We start from the raw sequence: 20,924 nt of genomic DNA on the forward strand, positions 1-20,924 counted from the left end.
AGAGCCCAGAGTCTGATTGTCCAGTTCCAGCCGATCCCATCCACCCTGCGATCAGTTGCCATGCCAGTGCGTACAGCACGGCGGCCAGCACCCACAGCCCCCCCGTGACTACCGGTTGTGAAAAGGTGGCACACCCGATCAGGAACGGAACGGCGGGCGCAGTTCCGGCCTGCATGGCGGCGCTGAGGGCCGTGCGGCGCGGGGGCAACAGGGGATCGCGGGCGGCGCGGCGGGCCAGATACAGGGCGGCACAGGCCAGTGCCAGCGCCACCACCACGAGGCCCACGATTCCGGCGGGTGGGGTGGGTGTGGGGCGAGTCAACAGATACACGGCCCCCAGCGGCAGCCCCGGCGCGGCCAACACCGCAAACGCCAAGGCATAGGCGCGGCGGGCGGCCCGCAGCAAGTCGGCCCCGTGCCCGCTGCTGAGGTCTTGGGCCAGAGTCTTTAGCATCAGGTCGTGTGCGGCACAGGGCTGAGCGGGTGAACGGTTGCGGGTAGGCCGCCCACTTCGACTTCTGCGCCGTCTCCCACTTCCTTCCGCAGCCGCGCCAAGCTCAAGCCGCCTGCATTCAGGCCCGTTTGCCCCACCACCTTGCCGCCGTGCAGGATGTCTGCGCCGCGTGGCAAGCTTTCGCCTTCTAATCTTGCCAAGTGGTAGCGCGTGTTGCCGCGAGCTTCCAGCCTCGCCATAATTTCTTGGCCCACATAGCAGCCTTTGCGGTAGCTGATGGCAGGCAGCGGGCCGCCCACATCCAGCCCCACTTCTTGCGGCAGCGTGCCCACAAAGCCGTCACGGGCGATGTCGGGAATGCCTGCGGCGATGCGGGCGACGTCCAATCCAGCCAGCGGGGTTTCCTCGCCGTCCAGCGCGGCCAGTACTGCCGACTCGTGCCGGGTGAGGTAGTGCAAATCCAGACCCGCCGCGCCTGTGCGGTTCACGCGGCCCACAAGCACCACGCCGCCGCCCAGTTCAAAGGTCTGCACGTCTGGGCCGTCAGCGTTCCAGCCCGCCACACTGGCCCCCGGCCACACATGCACGCAGCGCAAGTCGTCCGACACGTCCTTCACCTCCACCTGATCGAAGATGATGTAGCGCCCTAAGCGGGCGGCCAACGCTTCAGCCTCGCCTGCGTCTACATGCAAGTACACATCGTCGGTGCGGCGGTAGGCCCGCGCAAAGGTTTCGATTTGGCCGCGCACATTCAGAAAGGCGCAGGCCACCAGCCCCGGCGTGGGTGCGCCGCGCAGGTCACCGGTCATCTGGCCCTGCACAAAATCGACCCGGTCTGCCCCAGTAATCCGCAGCCCGCCAGAAGGAATCTTAGTCCACATGGGAGTCAGGGTAGGGCAAAAAGGGGAATTGGATAGTGGCGAGTGGTCAGTGGGAAGGGCAATTGCTTCGCTCATTCACCCCCTCTGCTGGCGCAGCTCTGCGAGTCCCCAACCCTCCCCCCTCCCTTCGGGCTGTCCCAGTCAAGGGAGAGGGAGCAAACCCAACGCTGCACGCCCTCAGACCCTAGACTTTTAGACCCTTAGACCCGCCTGCTCAGTCACTCGCCACAGCCAACTCCCGCCCCGCCCGTTGCCGCCCCGCCAATTCCCGTTGCGCTTCCCGCGTCAGGTGCCAGCGGTACAAGTCGGCGCTGGCCTCGCGCAGCAGGGCGTCGGCATGGGGCAGGGCGGCGCGGCGGCCTTCTAGGTTGCGGTTCACCACTTCTGTCAGGTCGTCGAGGTTGCTCAAGTGTGCGCCCGGCACGTCGGCAATATCGGGGGCCAAGATGCGCGGCACGCTGATGTCGATGAGGAGCATGGGGCGGCCCGCCCGGTCTTGCAACGCTTCGCGCACGCCGCTGCCGTGCAGGATGTAATGGGGCGCACCGCTGGAAGCGATGACCACATCGGCTTCGGGCAAAACTTCGTGCAGGTATTCGGCGGCACAGGCACGGCCCCCCACCCGCTCGGCCAAGGCGCGGGCGCGTTCGGCGGTGCGGTTGACTACGATCACGTCTTTCACTCCGGCGGCCCGCAGGTGCGTCAGGGTCAGTTCGGCGGTTTCACCTGCACCCAAAATCAGGGCGGTGCGGTGGGTCAGGTCGCCCAGCGTGGCTTCGGCCAGTTCTACTGCGGCGCTCGATACGCTCACCACCCGGTCAGACAGGCCCGTATCGGTACGAACGCGCTTGCCTGCGGCCAAAGCGCCCTGCGCCACTTTGTTCATCAGCGTTCCGGCGAGGCCCTGCGCGTGGGCGGCCTGCCATGCCCGTTTCACCTGCCCCTGAATCTGCGTTTCTCCGATCACCAAGCTGTCCAGCCCCGCCGCCACCCGGTACAGGTGGGCCACCGCTTCTTCACCGCGGTACACGTACAAATGGGAAGCCAGCGCGTGTCCCCAAGCGCCCTCGAAGGCGGCCACCGGGTCGCCCAGCACGCCTGCCAGATACACCTCAGTGCGGTTGCAGGTCGCCAGCAACATCACTTCGCGGGCATGAAGCGAGAGGTGGCTCAGAATGGCCTCTTCCTCCGAGGCCCGCACCGCCGCCCGCTCACGCACTTCTATGGGCGCGGTCTGGTGGTTCAGGCCTACCACGGCAAAATCCAGCGGCGTGGGGTGCGGCGCGTGTGGCTGGGCCAAGAAGGCGCGGGCGGTGGGGCAGGCCAGCGTCATGCGGCTCCCCGCCCGTGCAGGCCCACGCCAGCCCGAATATCGGCCCGCAACTCGGCCAAGGCCGCCGCTTTGGCGTCCGGCTCCAGCGTCACGGCTTCTTCCCGCCGCGCCGTCCAGCCGTCCAACTGTGCCTGTGTGGGCAGCACTTCTGCGATTCGTTCGGTCAGGGCCTGCGTCAGCATGGGCAATTCGCGCCCGCTAGACACCGCTACCTGCACGCCCGCCCGCGTGGTGGTGGCCGCGAACCTCAGCGAACCCTGCCCCGCGTGACCCGCGTGGTTGACCAGTGCGCCTGCGGCCCGCGCGTCGGCGGCAACCGCGTCGTTCACGACAGGGTTGTCGGTGGCGGCCACTACGATTCGCTGGCCTGCAACGTCGCCCCTACGGTAGTCACGTTGCGCGGTCTGCACGCTCATTTGGGCAAAATTAGGGTGCAACTCGGGCGCAACCACCATCACGCTCAGGCCCGCGTCCAGCAACGTCGCCGCCCGGCGCAGGGCCACCGCGCCGCCACCCACCACCAAAGCAGATTCTCCACGCAACTCTAGGAACACAGGCAGCAGCACACTCACGCTGTGCAGAATAGCGCCTGTGGCCGGGTCAGGCGTCCCCTACCGAGCGGTCAGCCTGCGCCGTAAAATAGCCGACGGGGACAGCATTTGGAGACCGTCTGCCGTACCCCGCCAGCAACCTTTCCCCCCACTCCCGCGTACTGGAGTGCATGAGAGTTCTGTCTTTGATCTTCGGCGTTCTGGCCGCCTTGGGCCTCTTGCTGGGCCTGCTTCCCTTTTTCGGCTGGCTGAACTGGCTGTTCGTGCTGCCGCCCGCCGTCTTGGGCCTGATCTTCGGTGCGCTGAGCCGTGACCGAGGAGCCGTCACCCTGAGTGCTGTGGTGGCCGCGCTCGGTGCGCTGCGTCTGATGCTGGGCGGCGGTGTGCTGTAAGGGCGGTAAGCCAATCGGCCCAGCCGATTCCGCGCCTCTACCCTTGCACGTCCGGCCTCTCTCTGGTACTCTGCGTGGGCCTGTTTGCGCCCCTGTGGGAGCAACGGCACGCTGGATGGGTTCTTAGCTCAGTTGGTAGAGCATCGGTCTCCAAAACCGAGGGTCGTAGGTTCAAGTCCTGCAGGGCCCGCCATCACAGCAGTTGTTCAACGGAAGTCCCCGCCCAGAGCTAACGCTGAGGGCGGGGACTTCCGTTTGTTGTACTGCTTCCCTGTCGCGGCTTAGCCCCGCGTCGGCTCCAGCGCGTCTCTCAGCCACAACTGAAATTCGGGCAGGGCACGGTCAAAGGGAAGCGCGATGATTTCCGGCACTTCGTAGGGATGCAGCGACTTGATCCGGGCCTCAAGTTCGGGGTACCTCTCCCCGGTGGTTTTGATCATCAGCAGGGCTTCGGGGTCTTCAACCACGTCGCCCTGCCAGCGGTACACGCTATGAAGGCCGCCCACCACGTTAACGCACCCAGCAAGGCGCTCGTCAACCAGAGTGCGGGCCAGTTCATGTGCGCGTTCGGGGGGAACGGTAACCAGAACGACAAGTGACATACGCGGGCCAGCATACGCCCCAGCACAGGGTCAGGCAGTGAGGAAATGCACCGGCCTGTGATTTTTCTCACGCGATTGGCGTCTGGGCCAACTGAATCAGGCCAGCCTGAATGCAGACCAGACTGGCTTAGGGCAGTCGGCGGGCGTTGCAGTTTTCGCTGGGCGTGCTGGGTGCGGTAGGAGAAACCACCACAGTTTCCTTGGCCCCCACGAAGCCCTGACAGCGGGCCAACTGCTCCAAATAGACGGGATCATTGGCTGCACGTTCGGCGTCTTGCAGCACCTGTACGTCCCGTTCCAGCCCCTGCACGCGGGTCTGGGCGGCCCTGGTCTCCTGCGTCCAAGTGATCGAGCGGTAGGTCATCAGGCCCAACTGGAAGCTGAGCTGCACAATACCGAGGCCCGCCAGCAAACTCGTCAGCATCAGGGTGATGGGCAGGCGTCGCCAAGTGCGCCAGCGGGACGCCAGTGTGCGGCGGCGCGGCGGCGGAACAGCACCAGAGTCCTGCTCCTGTGGCGTGCTTTCGTCGCCGGGCAGCGTGGAGGCGGCCACTCGTTCCGGCACGGCCTGTTGAGGTGCAGGCGCGGGTGGGGAAGGGGGCGGTGCGGCGTCCATATCTTGCCCGCCAGCATAGCGTGCCAGCAGTGAGAAACAGCGGGAAGCAACAGCCGTGAGACAGCGGTGAGAACCAGCGGCAGAGCTTGTGCGGCTCATGCCTTTTGCTCATCCCCGTTGCTCAGCTCAGTTGCCCATTCCGGCGCTGGCCCCACTGGGTACAAGCCCTAAAGCATTTGTCATAATAATGACCGAGCGAAGCGAGTGAATTTTACCCAGCAGGACGCAGAATGGAGCCACCGAAAGTCTCTTTTTTCGGTGGCGTAATTCGGAGAACTGCTCTAATACGCGGGCCGCCTGTCAGACTGGGAGGCATGACAGCGGAACAGACGATGCAGCACAGCCAGACCGGGCGCGGTGATCCCTTTTTGCAGCCCAGTGGCGCGGCTCCCGAGTGGGCGCGGGCACACCGGGCCGGAATCCAGATGCGCTACGGCGACATAGACACGATGGGCCACCTCAACAACGCTGTGTACGTGCAGTACTTGGAAACCTCGCGCATTCTGCTGATGCGTGATCTGGGCGTGCCCGACGACGAAGACCGCTCGGTGATCGCCCGGCTGGAACTGGACTACCAGCGCGAAATCCGGCTGGGGCAAGAGGTCTTCGTAGAAACGCTGGTGGAACGGCTGGGGAATACGTCGTGGACGCTGCTGTCCCGCGTGACCGCCGACGGCGTGCCCTGCACCTACGCCCGCACGGTACAGGTGCGCGTAGACGCGGCGCTGAAGCCTACGCCCTTGCCCGCCGTGCTGCGCGAACAATTGGGCAAGTTGCTGGCTTTCCCCGCACAGACTCAGTCCCCGGAGATTCAGCCATGACCGCTGCCAGCTACGAAGACCGCGTGCTGTATCAGGGCGACGTGTGGGTGCGGCTGGACACCCTGCCCCGCCTGTTGGCTGAGGGCTGGCGGCGCACCCTGTCGGACGGCGGCGTGGTCAGCGTGATTCGCACGCCGTTTCAGTGGGCGATGGTCAGCCCGGTCATCGAAATCGAAACGGGTGGGTATCAGGGTGACGTGGGCCTGTACGTGCCCGAAGTGATGCTGGAAGAGGCGTTGTATTTGTTGGGCGCGGGCGAGGACGACGGCGCAACGGAAGACGGGCAGGCATAGACGGGGCGTTCATCCGTGTTGGAAAGCCGGGTTACAGTGCTGACTTATAGAGAGTGCTGACCGATCTTCCTCAGCTTTTCCCCTTCCCAATTCCCAGTCTTCCGGAGGCACCACCATGACCACAGAACAAGTCAGTATCGGCGTAGATGTCGGCGGCACCAAAATTGCGACGGGCGTGCTGCGCGGCGATCAACTCCTGAGCCGCCATGTCCAGCCTACCCCCGAAACAGGCTGGGAAGCCGTGTTGGACGCCATTGCCACCCAAGTACAGGACTTGCAGACGGCGCATCCCGACGCCCGCTTGGTCGGCGTAGGCATTCCCGGCCCGCTCAACGCTGACCGCACCCGCGTCAAGTTCGCGCCCAACATCTACGGCTTTACCGATGTGCCGATGGTAGACGGCCTGCGAGACCGCCTCGGCCAGCGCATTATCTTGGAAAACGACGCCAAAGCCGCCGCCCTCGCGGAAGCCCACATGGGCGCGGCGCGGGGCACCGAAAGCAGCATCTACGTGACCGTCAGCACGGGCATCGGCGCAGGCATCGTCCTGAATGGCCGCATCTGGCGCGGGCGGCACGGCATCGCGGGCGAGATCGGGCACATCACGGCGCGGCCCGGCGGCCCGGTCAGCGGCGCGGGTCTGGACGGGGCGCTGGAAGCCGTCGCCAGCGGCACCGCCATTGCCCGCGACGCCAGTTACGCCCTGAACCGCGACGTGTCTACCGCCGAGGCCTTTACGCTGGCCGAGCAGGGCCACCCCGCCGCCCGCCGCATCATTGCTCAGGCGCTGCGGCACATCGGGATTGCGCTGGCCGATCTGCAAAAAACCATAGACCCGGAAGTGTTCGTAGTGGGCGGCGGCGTCGCCAGCGTCGGAGACTATTTCTTTCAGGGCGTGCAGCGGGCCGCCGACGAGTACGCCGCCGGATTCGCCCCCGTGACCATTCGCCGCGCCCAACTGGGGCCAGATGCCGGAGTCATCGGGGCAGCGTTGGCGGCGCGTCACGGGTAAAGCTGTGGGGGGTGAGTGAGAAGAGAGGGGGCCTGTAACGAAAACTCGTTTGCAGGCCCCCTCTCTTCATCCCACTGTTGAAGGCCGCGCTCAGATCACGAATTCGCCGTTTCTCATCACGGCTTCCCGCTCGCCCGACGCACTCAGGCCGTCCACATCCATGTCCGGGCTGCCGATCATCCAGTCTACGTGTACGAGGCTGTCGTTGCCACCTGCCGCGTTGAACTCCTCCAAGCTCATGTCCACGCCGCCCGCCACGTTGAAGCGGTAGGCCGTGCCGATGGCGATGTGCGAGGCAGCGTTCTCGTCGTACAGGGTGTTGAAGAAAAACAGTCCCGAACGGCTGATCGGGCTGGAATGCGGCACCAGCGCGACTTCTCCGAGGCGGTGGCTGCCCTCGTCGGTGGCGATCATCTGGGTCAGGGCGTCTTGGCCCTGCGTGGCGGTGGCTTCTACCACGCGCCCGCCCTCGAAGCGAATGCGGATGCCGTCGACCAGCACGCCGTTGTAAGACAGCGGTTTGGTGCTGACCACCACCCCGTCTACCCGGTTGCGGTGCGGCGCTGTCCAGACTTCTTCGGTGGGAATGTTCGCGGTAAAGGTGATGCCGCCGGGGGTGTCTGCCGAGCCGCCGCCCCAGATGTGGCTGTCTGCGAGGCCCACCGTGAGGTCGGTTTCGCCACTCTTGAAATGCAGGGCGTGGTACTGCTTGGCCGTCAGGGTGTCGCGGCGGCGCTTCAGGTCGGCCAGATGCGTTTGCCAGAGAGAGACCGGGTCAGGCTGATCGGCACGGGTGGCCGCAAAAATGGCGTCCCACTGCTGAGCAATGGCTTCTTCGGCACTCGCGTCGGGGAACATCACCTGTGCCCAGCCTGCCACCGGGGCACTGATCAGGTTCCAGTTCAGGCGGTTGGTCATGACCTGCGCCGTGTAGGGCTTGCGGTAGGCGGCCAACGCCCGTGCATGAGCCGTCACGCGGGCCGCGTCCACACCCGCCAGCAACCCCGGATTGGCTGCCCGAATCGCAATGACCGCGCCGCCTGCCTCGGCCACTTCCGTTTCGGCATTCACGCGCCACTGGCTGAGGGTCTCGAATGTGCCTTCCGGGGCCAATTCGAAGCGGGCCAGTACCACGTCGTCATCGTCCCAGCGCACGTCGACGAAGCTCGCGCCCGCCGCATAGGCCTCGCGTACCAACAGGCGGGCCAGCGGCGCAGTGTCCACCGGAGCCTGCACCAACACGCGCTGGCCGGGGCGGAGGCCTAAGCCCACACGAACGGCCAGCTGGGCATAGTTCTGCAACTTCTGTTCAAAGGTCAGGGTGCTGTTTGCAGGAGTCATGGGGTGCAAGATAGCGTGCTGGGCGCGTTGCAGGTAGGCGGGTGGGCAGCAAACGCCAGCGCCCAGATACCCCCATTGGCGGGCCACACTTGACCGCACCGCCGATAGCGTCTATATTCCTGTGGCTGGCAGCGAGGCGTAGCGCAGCCTGGTAGCGCACTACCTTGGGGTGGTAGGGGTCGCAAGTTCAAATCTTGTCGCCTCGACCAGCAGAAGCCCGCTCTGAATTGATTTCAGGGCGGGCTTGTTTTGGCGTCCCTGCTCTCCATCAGCTCCCGCATATCAGCTTCCCTACACTCTCTTGCTGCGTTATCTTGGCGGCGTGAGCTACCGCGTCAAGATCAGTGAGGAGAGTTACGGGGGGCTGAAGGCCGAGCTGTACGCCATTTGCCGCGTCACCGACCAACTCGTGCAGAGTCCTGAACCGCATTTCCGCGAAATCTATGCCGACACGGGGCAGCGGCAGGTCAAATTCACGCTGAACAACGACAGTGTGACGCTGGAACCGGGCATCCTGTCCTATGCACAGGGCCGCCTGAGCTTTAGCGTAGTGCAGCAGCAGCAAGGCGGGTTCCTCAGCCGGGCGGTGCGCGGTGCAGGCAGCGGCGAATCGGCCTTTGGCACGCGGGTCAGCGGCACGGGCGAGGTCTGGACGGAGCCGACGCATAAGCATTTTATTTTTGCCACCATGGAAGGCCAAGACAGCATGCTCATCGATGACCGCGCCTACTACGCCGCGCAGGGATCTCTGAAGCTCAGCACCCACACGCACAAAAAGGTGCAGGGAGCCGTGAGCGGCAACGGCCTGATGCAGCCCCGGCTGGACGGCGAAGGCCTGTTTGTGATCGAGTGCCCGGTCAGTGTGCATGAAGTGGAAGTATTGGACGTGCAGGCGGGCGAAACCGTGACCGTCGACGGCGACATGATGCTGATGTACACGGGCACCATGAACCCGCAGTTGGGCGCACTCGTGAAGGGCCTCCGTAACGCCGCCCGAAGCGGAGAAGGCTTCGTGTACACGTTGCAGGGGCCGGGGCAAGTGTTCCTGACGCCGACGCACATCAGCGCAGGCAGCTTGGCCTAAACAGCACCCAGTCCCAACAGGCAGGCGCTAGGCTTGGCCCATGCGCCGTTTCCTGTTGCCTCTGTCCGTGGCCCTCCTGCTTGTCCCGGCCCCATTTGTCGCAGCCTTGGCCCAGAGCAGCGTTCCCGCCATACCGCCCGTTTCCAGTTCTGCCCCGACTACTCCCGCGCCAACGTCTCTCACCCTCACCGCCCCAGTCGGCACGGTGCGCGAATACCGGGGCAATGAGGTCACGCGGGTCACGTTCACAGGCGGCGATTTTGTGCTGACGGGCGTGCCGGAAGCCGAGGCCCAGGATGCACAGGCGCAGTTTTTGGCCGCGCTGAAATCGCGTTCGGGTGAGACCGTGCAGCCGTTCAAGCAATTCGTGAAGGTGCTGCCCGCTGCGGGCACGCCCGGCAAGCTGCTGTACACGTCCATTCTGACCGATGAGGGGCAAGAGCCGCTCACGCTGCGTTCGGTGAGGACGCTGGGAGCGAGCGCCACTCTGGCCTTTCAGCCCGACGAATCGCCCGAAAACGCCGACCCGTTGGCGGGTATTCTGGGCAATCTGAATACGTTGCTGGCCGCCCTGCACGCCGATCTGATCGCCAATTTCGATCCGGCGGCGTTCGGGATTCTGGGCAAACCCCTGACACCCGGCACAGTGTTCACGCGCACCAAAACGCTGAAGCCCAATAATCCGCTGGCAGGTTTGGGCACCGGCAACCGCGAAACGCAGGCCATCAGCGTGGAGCAGCAACTCCGCTTCGAGGGCGTGCAGGGCGGGCTACTGGTCTTCAGCCGCGCCGCCCGGATCGTGCAGGGCCAGCAAATCGTGACCGGGCAGAGTGCCAACCTGACCACCACCCTCAGCAGCTACACCCTGACCGGAGAACTGCGCGTGACACGGGACGGCCTGCCCGTGAGTGCCACCCGCACCGAAAGCTACGCCGCCGAGGTAAAGGGCAAATTGACCGCTCCAGAAGGGCAGGACGCTGGAGAAGCCAATTTTTCGCTGCAACTCGGCGGAAGCAGTGTGCTGACCTTGACCTCTGTGCGCTGAGCTTTGCAAGTCTGGTTCTGTGTCAGACGCTGTTGCGTTCCGCCTCAGCCCAGCGCCGCATAAGCCCGCGCCACCCGCGCCGCTACTGCCGCGTTGTGGCGTACCAGCGCAATATTCGTGTCCAGACTGCGACCCCCGGTAATTTCCACGATGCGGCCCAGCAGATACGGTGTGGTGTCTTTGCCCGTCAGCCCCAGCGCGTCCATGTCGGCCAATGCCTGCTCTATGTGCGGGGTGATGTCGGCGGCAGGAATCTCGGCGTCTGCGGGAACCGGATTTGCCAGCAGCACGCCCCCGCCTATGCCTAAACTCCATTTGGCGTGCAGCACGCGGGCGGCTTCCTCCTCCGTCTTCACTGACAGGGGCGAGCGGAACCCGCTGGAGCGCGAATAGAACGCCGGGAATTCTTCGCTGCCCAGCGTGATGGCCGGGACGCCCTGCGTTTCTAGATATTCCAGCGTCAGGCCGATATCCAGAATGCTCTTCACACCCGCGCTGACCACGCACACGTCGGTGCGGGCCAGTTCCATCAGATCGGCGCTCACGTCCAGCGTTTGCGTGCCGCCCCGGTGAACGCCGCCTGTGCCGCCCGTCGCAAACACCCGGATGCCCGCCAGCGCCGCGATTCGCATGGTAGACGCGACGGTGGTGGCCCCATGCCCGCCCAACGCCACCGTCACGGGCAGGTCACGGGTGCTGATTTTCTGCACGTTTTTATCTGTCGCCAGCAGTTCCAGTTCATCCGGCGTCAGGCCCACTTTCAGGCGGCCCCCCAGTACGGCAATGGTGGCGGGCACGGCTCCCTCCGCCCGGATCAGGTCTTCCACGCCGCGTGCCATTTCCACGTTGCGCGGGTACGGCATCCCGTGACTGATGATGGTACTTTCCAGCGCCACCACAGCTTTTCCGGCGGCCAAGGCTTCGGCCACTTCGGGGAGAAGATCGAGCAGGGGGTGGGTGGTTCGGGTGGGGGCGATGTTCATGGAGGAAGTGTAGAGGGATCGTGGATCGTGGATCGTGGATCGTGGATCGTGGATCGTGGATCGTGGATCGTGGATCGTGGATCGTGGATCGTGGATCGTGGATCGTGGATCGTGGATCGTGGATCGTGGATCGTGGATCGTGGAGATGTGAAATGAATCTCTAGCTTTGTTGCCAAAGCTTGAAGCCAAAAACTGTGCCGCTTACGCCCACCCGCGCTTTTCCCACGATCCACCCACCACGTTCTTACTGCCGTTTCTCCCACTCAGCGTAACTCACCCGGTCTAGCACGAACGTTTCCCGCGTCAGGGCGTAGCTGCCGCGCCCGCCCATGCGCCCTATAAGGTCTAGGGCATTGGTGTTTACATAGTGGCGTTCGGCGTCCTGCACGGCGTCGCTGCGGAGGCTCACACCCAGTACCACGCCCAGAATAATTCGGGTGCGGCCAATCAAAATGGTCTGCACTTCGCGGCATTCCAGCGCGGCGGGACTGGCGGCCACCCTTGGCACGCGCACTTTCACGCCGTCTGCGAGGGCCACATTCAGCGTCTGGGCCTCGCCAACGCCGTGCGGAAAGTCGGTGGCGGTGGCGTTCATGGTGGCGGCCAACTCCGCCGACACCAGATTCACCGTAAATTCGCCGCCAGAGCCGATGTTCAGCGCCGTGTCTTTGGGCACGCCGTCTGCGCGGTCACCGGGGGCGAAGGCCACCACAGGCGGGTCTGACCCCATCAGGCCAAAAAAGGAATACGGCGCGAGATTCACATGCCCGCCCTCGCCCAACGTGCTGACCCACGCAATCGGGCGCGGCACCACGACGCCCGTGACCAGCTTGTAGCAGGCGGCGGCGGGCAAGGCAGTCAGGTCGAAGTGTGTAAAGTCTTTGGGCGTGAAGTTTGGGTCTGCGAAGTCTGGGGGCGTGGAGCTTTGTGACATAGATTTCAGCCTAACCTGCTGCGGCGCTAGAATCTGGCCTATGCCTGACGTTTCTTCCCCGCTGGCCTACCGCGACGCCTACGCGAAATTGTCGCGGATTGCCGCCGAACTGGAATCGGGCGAGGCCGACTTAGACCGCGTGTTGCCGCTGTTGGAGGAAGCCAAAGCCGCCTACGCCGCTTGCCATGAGCGCATAGAGGCGGTGCGGGCGGTGCTGGCTGGAAGCTGGGGCGCGGAGGTTGCCGGAGCAGATGCGGAGCAGGACGACGCGGACGACGCCACGGATGACCCGTATTGAAAGCGGGCTGGAAAGTGGGGAAGACGAAACCGCCCGGCGCGGGTATGCTGCCCGTATGAGTGACGCCGCCCCCCCCTCCCCGATGGGCGCTGAGAACTTGGGTGCTGACCGCGCCCATGCTGCGCCCACTCCTGCCTCCCCGGCCCCCAAGCCCAAAGAATCGGAATTGGCCCCGGTGGTCAATCCGCGCGTGTACCGCTTTGTCGTGGACATCACTTACCTGCCCGTGCTGCTCAGCGGTATGCGCCTAGAAGTGCATGGGCGCGAGCATGTGCCGCCGCCGGGAACGCCGCTGGTGGTGGCGGCCAATCACCGCTCTGGCCTCGACCCATTCCTGATCGCACGCGCCCTGCCGCCGGGGCGCTATATGCAGTTCATGGCGAAAAAAGAACTGTTCGGCCCCATTACCGGGCCACTGATCACGGCAGGCGGCAGCTATCCGGTAGACCGAAATATCAGCGACGTGAAAGCCGTGCGAACCAGCCTGCGCATTCTGGCGGCGGGCGGAACAGTGGGTATTTTCCCCGAAGGCACACGCGGCGGCGGAGAGCTGCATGGCGGCGTGGCCCTGATTGCCGCCAAAGGCCGCGCCCCGATTCTGCCCGTCGGGATCAGCCGGGTCGGGCGGCGTTGGATCGTGCGTTTTGGCCCGCCGTTGCCACCGCGCGGGGGCATCAAAGCGCTCACTGTAGAAGTGGGCGAAAGGCTGGCAGAGTTGGCTCAGCCGGTGGGGGAGAAGGTTTAGAGAGCGGTGGAGGGGCGCTGTGCCTATTCCACGAGCCTGTTCTCCGGCTTCCGCTCGACTCCTGCATCGTCGGCCCTGCTGATCAAGGCAACCTGTCCGGGGGCCCCGGCCTCAGCGCCGCCGTGCTGGAGCGCACCCTGCCCAAGGAGAGTCGACGCTGGGTACGCCGTCTTGACAGGGCAGAGGGGAGTCCTTATACTCCCTTTCGCCCTGTCTGTGCCCAGACAGTTCTCTTTTGGATCGTTAGCTCAATTGGCAGAGCAGCTGACTCTTAATCAGCGGGTTGTAGGTTCGATTCCTACACGATCCACCACCGATAAGCCCGCCTAGTGCGGGTTTTTTGCTTATCCAGTCGAGTGAATACATCGATGTGCCACACCAGTGCCACATCATGGGAAAGATTGGCTGTGTTGTGCCACAGAAGCACTGCACAATCTCTGCGGACACATACACCATGTACACAATAATCGTATTCAACGTCCAGGGCGCATTTTCCCCGTGTGCCGCTCTATCCAGCAATGTACATCTGTTCAACCTCAGAGACCAGATGAATCCAGTTGAAATGAACCTTGTCTGAATGAAATCGCGCTCCCTCAATAGGTAATCAGGGAAGGTTTTAAGCGCACTCTCCTGGTGGCCGCATTTCAGACTGACCCCTAGCGAACTGAAAGCATTAGGGCCCGAAGGCTAAGGGTTGAACTTTAAGGGAGTGAGAGTATCTTTTCGTGCTGTGGCGCGAAGAAATCACAAATGAACAGTGGGAACGATTGGCACCCCTCCTGCCACCCCTGCTCGGTCTGGGACGTCCCTCTGTGGAGCACCGTCCCATCGTCAGTGGCATCCTCTGGGTGCTCAGAACAGATGCGCCGTGGCGCGACGTCCCAGAGCGGTTCGGCAAGTGGACGACCATTGCCAGCCGATTCCGTCGCTGGACCGCCAAAGGCCTTTGGCAGCAGATCTGTGCAGCATTGCAACGAGAAGCTGATCTAAAAGGTCAGCTCGACTGGTCGATGCACTTTGGCGATGGCACGGTCATCCGAGTACATCAATATGCTGCGGGAGCAAGTGGTGGACAAGAAGAGGAAGCATTGGGATGATCACGAGGTGGCTTCAGTACCAAGATCCATCTCCGTGCGGAAGGACACGGAAAGCCCATGGCTTTCCTGCTGAGTGGTAGAGAACGGCACGAGTCGACGTTCTTAGCAACGCTGTTGGAGACCGGCGCTGTTGTCCGTGCCGGGCGCGGGCGTCCCCAGATTCGTCCTGATCGGCTGGTGGGTGACAAAAGGTACAGCTACCCCACCATTTGAAAGTATTTGCACGGCCGTGGCATTGGAATTACGATTCCCAGCCGCAAAGACCAAGGGCCTGATCTCTGTTTCGATGCCATGATCTACAAGGAACGCAACAGGGGAGAACGACTGGTGAACCGTCTCAAAAGCTTTCGGCGAATTGCCACGCGTCACGACAAACGAGCCACAAGCTATCTGAGCTGGCTGTGGTTGGCGGCCATTCTGCTTTGGCTCTAACAAGATGAAGCGACGCGCCAGTTCTGATCTTCCTGAAAAGGATCAGGGAGAAGTTCTGCCCCCCACAAGCGCAGGCTGCCCCAAGCTTGGTTCTCTGAACCTTCCAATGCAATACAGAGGTTAAGCCCGCTGGGTGACTTGGCATCTTCGGGAGGTCCTACCATGATTTCCATCTGAGGATGATCTGGCAGACACACTTCAAGGCTTTCCCCACTTCGCCATATCAAGAGAAACCACAGGGTGCGAACATTATCTCCGCCAGGACTGAACATGGCTTCCCGCCACACTTGAGCCCGGATTACCCCTTCTGTCTCCAGTCGTTTGGCCAGAAGTCGTGCGACAACGTCGCCTGCCGCCCATGAAGGTGCCCGCACATCCTCTTCAGCCATTTTTGTGCGGCCCTGATCGCGTGTAGCTAGGAGGTGGATGCGAAGATTTTCAAGCGTCATGACTGGGTTCAGGTCATTCGACATTCTGGCTTAGCTTATCGCTTTAAAAAATGTGCTCCCTCTCGCTACGCCCCTTCGTCTACGAGCCCTAGTTTGCCCTCCGTGGGGTCGGCTTCGTCGTCCTCGCTTCCGCCCATGCACAACTGGCAGCCGTGCGTGACTGTCAAACAATGTGCCAAGGGAGCTTAGGAGGAAGCTCGCCTTGAACTGCGTACCACAGGGCGGCTTGGCGTGCCGCGGCCATCGGCACCGTGCGGTGATCGTCCACTTCCGAATAGCTACCGTGATACAGGAAGGCAAACAGCGGCTCAAGAGCATTGCCGTTCAGCAGGTAATGGTTCGTAAAGTGCGGTTGCACCCCAACGGCGTAGGTCAACATGCTGCGCTCCCCGCCCACCGTTAGCATGAAAACAGTCGAAGATGCTTCCACCACGAGTTCCACAGCAACAGGGATTTCAAATAATTCTGCTTCACGAGTGGCGGTGTCGAGCAGCCTGTTCAGTTCGGAACAGGTGTGTGCGACTTGGTGGTGATCTTCCCAAGAGACGCCAACAGGACGTGTCAACACCACATCAGCATAGCTTCTCGCGAGCTGTTGGCCTGCTGGCGCACAGGTTGGGCAAAACGCAGGGCACTTTCGAGGGCTTTTGGCACGTGCTCCCGCCACCATAATCTTGGCCGACACGTCCTAGCACTACTTAAACACGGATTCTGACAGTATGGACGGTCTAAAGCCGCCAGCATCAACCAAAGGTCTCTCCAGCAACTGGCACCATGACTGGATTAGGTATACACGAGACAACCGCGTTCCCGGAGCGTATTGAAAGCTTTCGGCAGTTCCGTCAACCGATTCCAACGGACGTCAAGCTTCTCCAACATGGGCAGGTGTGCGAGTCCTTCCGGCAGCGTCGATAACGCATTCGCCCGTAAGTCGAGGAAGCGCAACGACGTCAGGTGCGCTACCGACTCCGGGAGCTCTGTCAAGGCATTGAAGCGCAGGTCAAGCTCTGTGAGCTGACCCAATCCTCCTAGGGTCTCGGGAAGCTGAGTTAAGTGATTGCCTTGCACCATCAACTTTTCTAATTGCGAGCAGTGCCCGAGCGTAGAAGGCAGGTGGTGGAGTTGGTTCTGCATCACATGCAGCTCACGAAGATCAGTCAGTGAGGCAATACTTTCGGGCAGGGTCGTGAGCCGGTTGTTGTAAGCGCGAAGCTCTTGCAGCCCGTGCAACTGACCGATCCAGTCCGGCAATGAGGAGAAAGCATTATCCGTGACGTTGAGGTAGTGAAGCTTTTTCAAGACTCGCATGGAGGCTGGAAGCTGTGTGAGGCGGTTGTTGCTGAGGTACAAGAATTCCAAGTCAGGAACAGTCTCAAAAATGTCAGGGATGTGCGTCAGTTGATTGTGGCCGAGGTCGAGCATGCCGAGCGCAGTCAGTTTTCCGAGCGCATCTGGAAGATGCTCGAAGGCGTTGGCCGAGAGGTTCAGGGTATGGAGGTGGGTGAAGGTCCACAGCCACTCAGGAACGTCACGCAACTGGTTGTCGTAGACGCTGAAGACATGGGCGTCAACACAGCGACGCAGCGTGTCTGGCAGCGTGCTGAGGTTCGAGCTATTCAGATTAATGTGATCGGTGACGAAGCCTGCATGAGTCGCCAGAGCTAAGAGCAGTTCATCGCCTCGCTCATGGAGCGTGTGCTGGTGGAGCAACGCACTCGCCGTGTAACTACTGGGAAGGTTGGTCGTCATGCGTTACTGTACCGGTCAACAGGCTAACGCAGAACCGAAGTTGTGGATGGACTCGTATGGCGACCAGCACGACTTAGATTCTCACTTTGGCTTTTGGACAACGTTGAGAGGTTGCTGATCCGTGGACGCTTGCGGTGGAGAACGAATAGAACATGGAGTGAACGTTCCGGAGAACACTTGGCCTACTCGTCGTCGAACAGCGGGCAAGGTTAAGGGGTCAGTCGGCTCGCCGTTCAAACGCAAGGCCTGAAGATACGTCATGGCCATCATGCAGAGCAGGGCGTGATGGTGCAGACCTCGCCAAGAGCGGCCTTCGAAGTGATCGAGCCCCAATTCTTCTTTGAGTTGTTGATGCAATTGTTCGCAAGACCATCTCGCCTTAATGTCCCGGATGATCTCGATTTTGGTCGTCTTGGCCGGGTGGTTCGTGAGGTAATACTTGCGTTCTCCACTGGAGCGCCGTTCTCCGACGACCCAGACTTCTTCTCCGGGAAGGTGCGACCCATCGTGAAGTTCCCCTCCATCTGCGACCCTGACACGCATCACGGCAAAACGGGCACGAAGAGGACCTTTTGTCCCCAGGCGCTAGGTGCGTGACACCCACTTGTAGGGTGGCAGAGCATGCAAGATCTGAGCAACGCTTTTGCGTTGCTCGTCGGGAATAGGCACCAAGAGCCGCCCCGTCTTGGACCGCCTGTCTGTCAGCAATTGGATGTTGGTGGAGTACACCTTTTGTGTGCTGGGGACACCAACCGCCCAGGTCAATCCCCGAGCCGACAGCGCTCCACGGAACTCGGCACTATTTCCGTACCCAGCATCTGCGACAACCACTTTGAACTTTACGCCTTGACGCCGAACCCGGTCGATTTCCGCTACAGCCAAGTCCTTTTTCGTCAGGAAGTCGCGGTGTTCCGCAGGAACACCGGCTGCTGCACAACGTTCTGGGTCAGCGGTCCACTCCTTCGGGAGGAACAGACGCAGAGCCAGAGGGACAGGGATATCGTTCTTGGCCAGGGTCAGTGACACCAGCACCTGGCAGTTAGCGACCTTCCCAAGCACGCCGCAATACTGTCTGGCGACCCCGACACTGCAGTCGCCTTGCTTCGGGAACGCGGTGTCATCCACGATCAACACTGCATCCGGCCCCCCGACCAACCGTTGAGCCTGACGGGCTAAAGCGGCTTGCAGCTGTTCCTTCTTCCAAGGACTCACGGTCACGAAATGGTGGAGTTGTGCGTACTGACCGGGAGCAACGTATTCCGCCAGCGGTTGTAGGCTCTTGCGTTCGAGTGGGGACATCAAGCCGCGCAGATACAGTGGACACCACTTGCGACGCTGCGCGTGTCCCAAGACGCGCTGAAAGGGACGCAGGAAGCGCCGGAGGGACAGCGAATGTTCCTGAGGAGCAGTCATGCATCAGCCTGACAGACACGCATGAACCCCGTCTGCACGGCCAAAATCCATGTTTAAGTAGTGCGAGTGCCACTCTGCCGTTATGACCGCAGAGCAAGACCGTCCTTGCTTGGAGTTACGGCCCGTTCTTATAATTCTCGACTTTCGTTGGGAGAGCCGCGGTGAGCGTTATTTCCTTGCCGTAGTTCTCTGGCCGCAAGGCGTCCCGGTTCAGCAAGCTTGGCCGCGTTGCCAAATCCTGGGTGAAGTTTCCCCCCGGCACGTCCTCCAGCCTGAACGTCAACCGAGTTGACCGTGCCTCCGTCCCGGCGATGATGTACGGTTCGGTAACCCCTGCGGTGATGGGTTTGGCATCGGCCACCACTTCGGCTTTGACCAAGGTGGGTTTGCCAAAGCAGAAATTTTTGACGTCGCCAGAGCCAATCCAGTTGCTTTCGTAAGGGGGGATTGGAGTCAACGACACGCCTTCACGCCCAGAAGGCCGAACCATTCGCGTGACTTTGGCCAGTCGGTGCCGTTCCACAAAATCAACGAGGTCTGGCGACGTGCCGAACATCGGGTCTGGAAGGGTCAACTTCATATCCAAGCTGTCCAAGCAGGGACGGCCCAAGGGTCGAGCCGACGTACTCACGACCGTCAAGCCGCCGTTCTCAAGAAAGTAGCGCGCTGAGACGTCCAGTGCGTCCGAATCCACGCCCTGTTGACAGCCGGTGACGGTCAACGCTGCCGCAACGGCAAGCGGGTTCAATTTCATGCGTCTTGCCTGAGCAGCAGGACGTCCAGTTGGGCCGTAAATCGGCGGAAGAACCGCAACGTGCCCTCTGAGCGGGTATTTATGGCCACCGTCACTGTCACTGTCCCTACGTCCAACGCCAGTTCTTGATCCAACCACCCCATCTCCAGGGCTGAGGGGTCACTGTACATCCGCAGGAACAATCGGTCACTGGTTGATCCATCAACCTGCCAGCGCAATGGTGTCCCAGTTTCCGTGTGATGCAGGGCCCTGTCTGCCATCCTCAGGAACACGTCACGCTCGGCTTGGTACGTTGCCTCGTACCGAACTGGAAGAGGAACCTCAATAATCTTATGTGACAGCATCGCAAACCTCCGTGCGTGAATTGGTCTGTAGAGCAACTTTTTATAGCACAACCTTTTTAAGAGCGTCGCTTTAAGGTTGCTCCCTGTTCAGGCTTGGGTGATGCCACCTCTCCGGGAAAAAGTCCGTAAACAACATGTTCCTACGGCCAAGGAACTAAAGTTCCGCCTGGTGCTTGGACAACGAATTCGTGATCTACGAACGCCACTGTTCAGTCAAGATGAGTTTGCAGAGGCCATCGACGTATATCGCAGCCATATGAGCAACATCGAGCGCGGGAAAAGCGATCTCAAGCTCTCCACGTTGCTGCGGGTCGCGGAGGCCCTCGACATGACGGTAGGCGAACTCTTGGATGTCGTCGAAGGCGAACCCACCTTGTGAGTCACCGCAAATAGGGGTTGACAGAGAGAGCAAGAAATGCGCTAGGAAGGATTGGTCATGGGCCGTCCAGATCTCACTTCCTTGCCGCTTCCAGTCGCTGTCACGCAACTCACCGCTTGGTTCGCGCCTCATGTCCCAGCCAAATTGCTGCATCCACATGAGAAAATTTCGGACGCAGAACTTCTGGCGGTGGCTCTCCTTCAAAAACTGCACAAGGTGCCGTACTTCAGCCGCTGGTGGAAGCTCCTCAAGCTCAACCACTTTCCGCAGTTCCCATCCGAACCTCAAGCCCGGATTCGGCTCGCCAGATTGACAGGGGTGGTTGAGCACCTCGCCACCAAAGTTCAGTGCCTGGACTTCGTCGCTGTCGATTCGGAGCCCCTTCCCGTTTCAACGTTCAAACGAGCGCCACGGTGCAAGTTTCGTGGTACTCGGCATGGCTTTAGTACCGCTGGCCCCATGTACGGCTTCAAACTTCACGCTTGGAGCGCGCTGAATGGATAGATTGTGAAGTACGACATCCGTCCTGCAAATGAGCACGATTTCAGTGTGCTCTGCGACATGAATCGAGATTGGCCCGCGTATGGCGAACCAAAACAGATCGGCGACAAGGGGTATCAGTCGGGGACGTGTCTGACCCCCCCAAGGTGAATGCGAAACAGGTAGATCCGCGCTGGAAAGAAGAATATGGAGCTGCGAGGAAGTGCATCGAATCCGCTTTCTCAGTGCTCGTGGGCGCGGGACTGCGCTGGGGACAGGTCAAGACGTACCTCAGTCTGCGCTTAAAAGTCGCGCTGAACATCCTCGCGTACAACGTGAAGTTCACTCTCTGTAGAGCTGATCGTTGACTTCTTCAGCCCTGTTCTCGGTCAAGTCTACCAACCTAAAAGGCCCTATAAGTCGCCTATTTGCTGTATGGACT

21 protein-coding genes, 3 tRNA genes and 3 pseudogenes are annotated in these 20,924 nt (G+C 61.7%); 14 read left to right on the forward strand and 13 right to left on the reverse strand.

Going from position 1 to position 20,924, the window contains the following annotated elements; translation table 11 throughout:
- Positions 1-453 precede the first annotated feature (453 nt).
- The 3 genes from ygfZ to SU48_RS01460 form a co-directional block, all read right to left on the reverse strand.
- A complete protein-coding gene (gene ygfZ, locus SU48_RS01450) occupies positions 454-1,335 on the reverse strand; it encodes a CAF17-like 4Fe-4S cluster assembly/insertion protein YgfZ (RefSeq protein WP_064013696.1) in 882 nt (293 codons plus the stop codon).
- Between the two features lie 214 nt (positions 1,336-1,549).
- On the reverse strand, positions 1,550-2,668 hold the full coding sequence (hemA, locus tag SU48_RS01455; RefSeq protein ID WP_064013697.1) for a glutamyl-tRNA reductase: 1,119 nt from the start codon (positions 2,666-2,668) through the stop codon (positions 1,550-1,552).
- A complete protein-coding gene (locus SU48_RS01460) occupies positions 2,665-3,240 on the reverse strand; it encodes a precorrin-2 dehydrogenase/sirohydrochlorin ferrochelatase family protein (protein ID WP_082869595.1) in 576 nt (191 codons plus the stop codon). The genes hemA and SU48_RS01460 overlap by 4 nt, the downstream gene beginning before the upstream one ends.
- 149 nt (positions 3,241-3,389) lie before the next feature.
- Here SU48_RS01460 and SU48_RS01465 point away from each other — a divergent pair, with 149 nt between their 5' ends.
- A complete protein-coding gene (locus SU48_RS01465; RefSeq protein ID WP_064013699.1) occupies positions 3,390-3,611 on the forward strand; it encodes a hypothetical protein in 222 nt (73 codons plus the stop codon).
- Positions 3,612-3,728: 117 nt separating this feature from the next.
- Positions 3,729-3,804 (forward strand) — tRNA-Trp (locus SU48_RS01470).
- 88 nt (positions 3,805-3,892) lie between these two features.
- On the opposite strand, the gene cutA is transcribed toward SU48_RS01470, so the two are convergent.
- Both cutA and SU48_RS14340 read right to left on the reverse strand, forming a co-directional pair.
- On the reverse strand, positions 3,893-4,213 hold the full coding sequence (gene cutA / locus SU48_RS01475; RefSeq protein WP_064013700.1) for a divalent-cation tolerance protein CutA: 321 nt from the start codon (positions 4,211-4,213) through the stop codon (positions 3,893-3,895).
- Between the two features lie 127 nt (positions 4,214-4,340).
- The gene (locus SU48_RS14340; RefSeq protein WP_231881653.1) at positions 4,341-4,928 is read right to left on the reverse strand and encodes a hypothetical protein; all 588 of its coding nucleotides are present in this window, start codon (positions 4,926-4,928) and stop codon (positions 4,341-4,343) included.
- 215 nt (positions 4,929-5,143) lie between these two features.
- Here SU48_RS14340 and SU48_RS01485 point away from each other — a divergent pair, with 215 nt between their 5' ends.
- The 3 genes from SU48_RS01485 (at position 5,144) to SU48_RS01495 (ending at position 6,955) form a co-directional block, all read left to right on the forward strand.
- Positions 5,144-5,650: an acyl-CoA thioesterase gene (locus SU48_RS01485; protein WP_082869596.1), complete on the forward strand. Its 507-nt coding sequence runs from the start codon at positions 5,144-5,146 to the stop codon at positions 5,648-5,650.
- Positions 5,647-5,943 (forward strand): hypothetical protein, encoded by a 297-nt coding sequence (locus SU48_RS01490; RefSeq protein ID WP_064013701.1) that lies wholly within the window; start codon positions 5,647-5,649, stop codon positions 5,941-5,943. The genes SU48_RS01485 and SU48_RS01490 overlap by 4 nt, the downstream gene beginning before the upstream one ends.
- Positions 5,944-6,058: 115 nt before the next feature.
- The gene (locus SU48_RS01495; protein ID WP_064013702.1) at positions 6,059-6,955 is read left to right on the forward strand and encodes an ROK family protein; all 897 of its coding nucleotides are present in this window, start codon (positions 6,059-6,061) and stop codon (positions 6,953-6,955) included.
- 90 nt (positions 6,956-7,045) lie between these two features.
- On the opposite strand, the gene SU48_RS01500 is transcribed toward SU48_RS01495, so the two are convergent.
- Positions 7,046-8,296, reverse strand: coding sequence for an aminopeptidase (locus SU48_RS01500; RefSeq protein WP_197474664.1), 1,251 nt, complete (start codon positions 8,294-8,296; stop codon positions 7,046-7,048).
- A gap of 132 nt (positions 8,297-8,428) precedes the next feature.
- Between SU48_RS01500 and SU48_RS01505 the strand changes: the two genes are divergently transcribed.
- The 3 genes from SU48_RS01505 to SU48_RS01515 all read left to right on the forward strand — a co-directional run bounded on the left by SU48_RS01505 (position 8,429) and on the right by SU48_RS01515 (position 10,425).
- A tRNA-Pro gene (locus SU48_RS01505) sits at positions 8,429-8,505 on the forward strand.
- Between the two features lie 92 nt (positions 8,506-8,597).
- Complete coding sequence (locus SU48_RS01510; RefSeq protein WP_231881654.1) at positions 8,598-9,380, forward strand: AIM24 family protein; 783 nt, start codon at positions 8,598-8,600, stop codon at positions 9,378-9,380.
- A 40-nt stretch (positions 9,381-9,420) separates the two neighbouring features.
- A complete protein-coding gene (locus SU48_RS01515; RefSeq protein WP_064013703.1) occupies positions 9,421-10,425 on the forward strand; it encodes a hypothetical protein in 1,005 nt (334 codons plus the stop codon).
- Positions 10,426-10,469: 44 nt separating this feature from the next.
- Here the strand turns inward: SU48_RS01515 and SU48_RS01520 are convergent, their stop codons facing one another.
- The gene (locus SU48_RS01520; protein WP_064013704.1) at positions 10,470-11,408 is read right to left on the reverse strand and encodes a pseudouridine-5'-phosphate glycosidase; all 939 of its coding nucleotides are present in this window, start codon (positions 11,406-11,408) and stop codon (positions 10,470-10,472) included.
- A 244-nt stretch (positions 11,409-11,652) separates the two neighbouring features.
- Positions 11,653-12,342 (reverse strand): flavin reductase family protein, encoded by a 690-nt coding sequence (locus SU48_RS01525; RefSeq protein WP_064013705.1) that lies wholly within the window; start codon positions 12,340-12,342, stop codon positions 11,653-11,655.
- Positions 12,343-12,382: 40 nt separating this feature from the next.
- Here SU48_RS01525 and xseB point away from each other — a divergent pair, with 40 nt between their 5' ends.
- From xseB to SU48_RS13820, 4 genes and pseudogenes are all read left to right on the forward strand, one after another.
- A complete protein-coding gene (gene xseB / locus SU48_RS01530; RefSeq protein ID WP_064013706.1) occupies positions 12,383-12,640 on the forward strand; it encodes an exodeoxyribonuclease VII small subunit in 258 nt (85 codons plus the stop codon).
- An 82-nt stretch (positions 12,641-12,722) separates the two neighbouring features.
- The gene (locus SU48_RS01535; RefSeq protein ID WP_064015776.1) at positions 12,723-13,385 is read left to right on the forward strand and encodes a lysophospholipid acyltransferase family protein; all 663 of its coding nucleotides are present in this window, start codon (positions 12,723-12,725) and stop codon (positions 13,383-13,385) included.
- Between the two features lie 237 nt (positions 13,386-13,622).
- Positions 13,623-13,698 (forward strand) — tRNA-Lys (locus SU48_RS01540).
- A gap of 415 nt (positions 13,699-14,113) precedes the next feature.
- A pseudogene (locus tag SU48_RS13820) lies at positions 14,114-14,914 on the forward strand (IS5 family transposase).
- Here the strand turns inward: SU48_RS13820 and SU48_RS14020 are convergent.
- The 5 genes and pseudogenes from SU48_RS14020 to SU48_RS01570 all read right to left on the reverse strand — a co-directional run bounded on the left by SU48_RS14020 (position 14,911) and on the right by SU48_RS01570 (position 19,279).
- Positions 14,911-15,387 carry a hypothetical protein gene (locus tag SU48_RS14020; protein WP_157451038.1) on the reverse strand — a complete coding sequence of 159 codons (477 nt, stop codon included), beginning with the start codon at positions 15,385-15,387 and terminating at the stop codon, positions 14,911-14,913. The pseudogene SU48_RS13820 and the gene SU48_RS14020 sit on opposite strands and share 4 nt — an antisense overlap.
- Before the next feature lie 139 nt (positions 15,388-15,526).
- Positions 15,527-15,931, reverse strand: coding sequence for an Imm1 family immunity protein (locus tag SU48_RS01550; RefSeq protein WP_064013707.1), 405 nt, complete (start codon positions 15,929-15,931; stop codon positions 15,527-15,529).
- Between the two features lie 215 nt (positions 15,932-16,146).
- Entirely contained in the window at positions 16,147-17,112 is a 966-nt protein-coding gene (locus SU48_RS01555; protein ID WP_082869597.1) for a leucine-rich repeat domain-containing protein, read from the reverse strand.
- An 81-nt stretch (positions 17,113-17,193) separates the two neighbouring features.
- A pseudogene (locus SU48_RS14450) lies at positions 17,194-18,525 on the reverse strand (IS701 family transposase).
- Between the two features lie 115 nt (positions 18,526-18,640).
- Entirely contained in the window at positions 18,641-19,279 is a 639-nt protein-coding gene (locus SU48_RS01570; protein ID WP_064013710.1) for a hypothetical protein, read from the reverse strand.
- Positions 19,280-19,792: 513 nt separating this feature from the next.
- Here SU48_RS01570 and SU48_RS13825 point away from each other — a divergent pair.
- The gene (locus SU48_RS13825; protein WP_197474665.1) at positions 19,793-20,002 is read left to right on the forward strand and encodes a helix-turn-helix domain-containing protein; all 210 of its coding nucleotides are present in this window, start codon (positions 19,793-19,795) and stop codon (positions 20,000-20,002) included.
- Between the two features lie 57 nt (positions 20,003-20,059).
- Positions 20,060-20,850, forward strand: a pseudogene (locus SU48_RS13830) (IS982 family transposase).
- Positions 20,851-20,924 lie beyond the last annotated feature (74 nt).

It is taken from the genome of Deinococcus puniceus (assembly GCF_001644565.1).
Taxonomy (GTDB): domain Bacteria; phylum Deinococcota; class Deinococci; order Deinococcales; family Deinococcaceae; genus Deinococcus; species Deinococcus puniceus.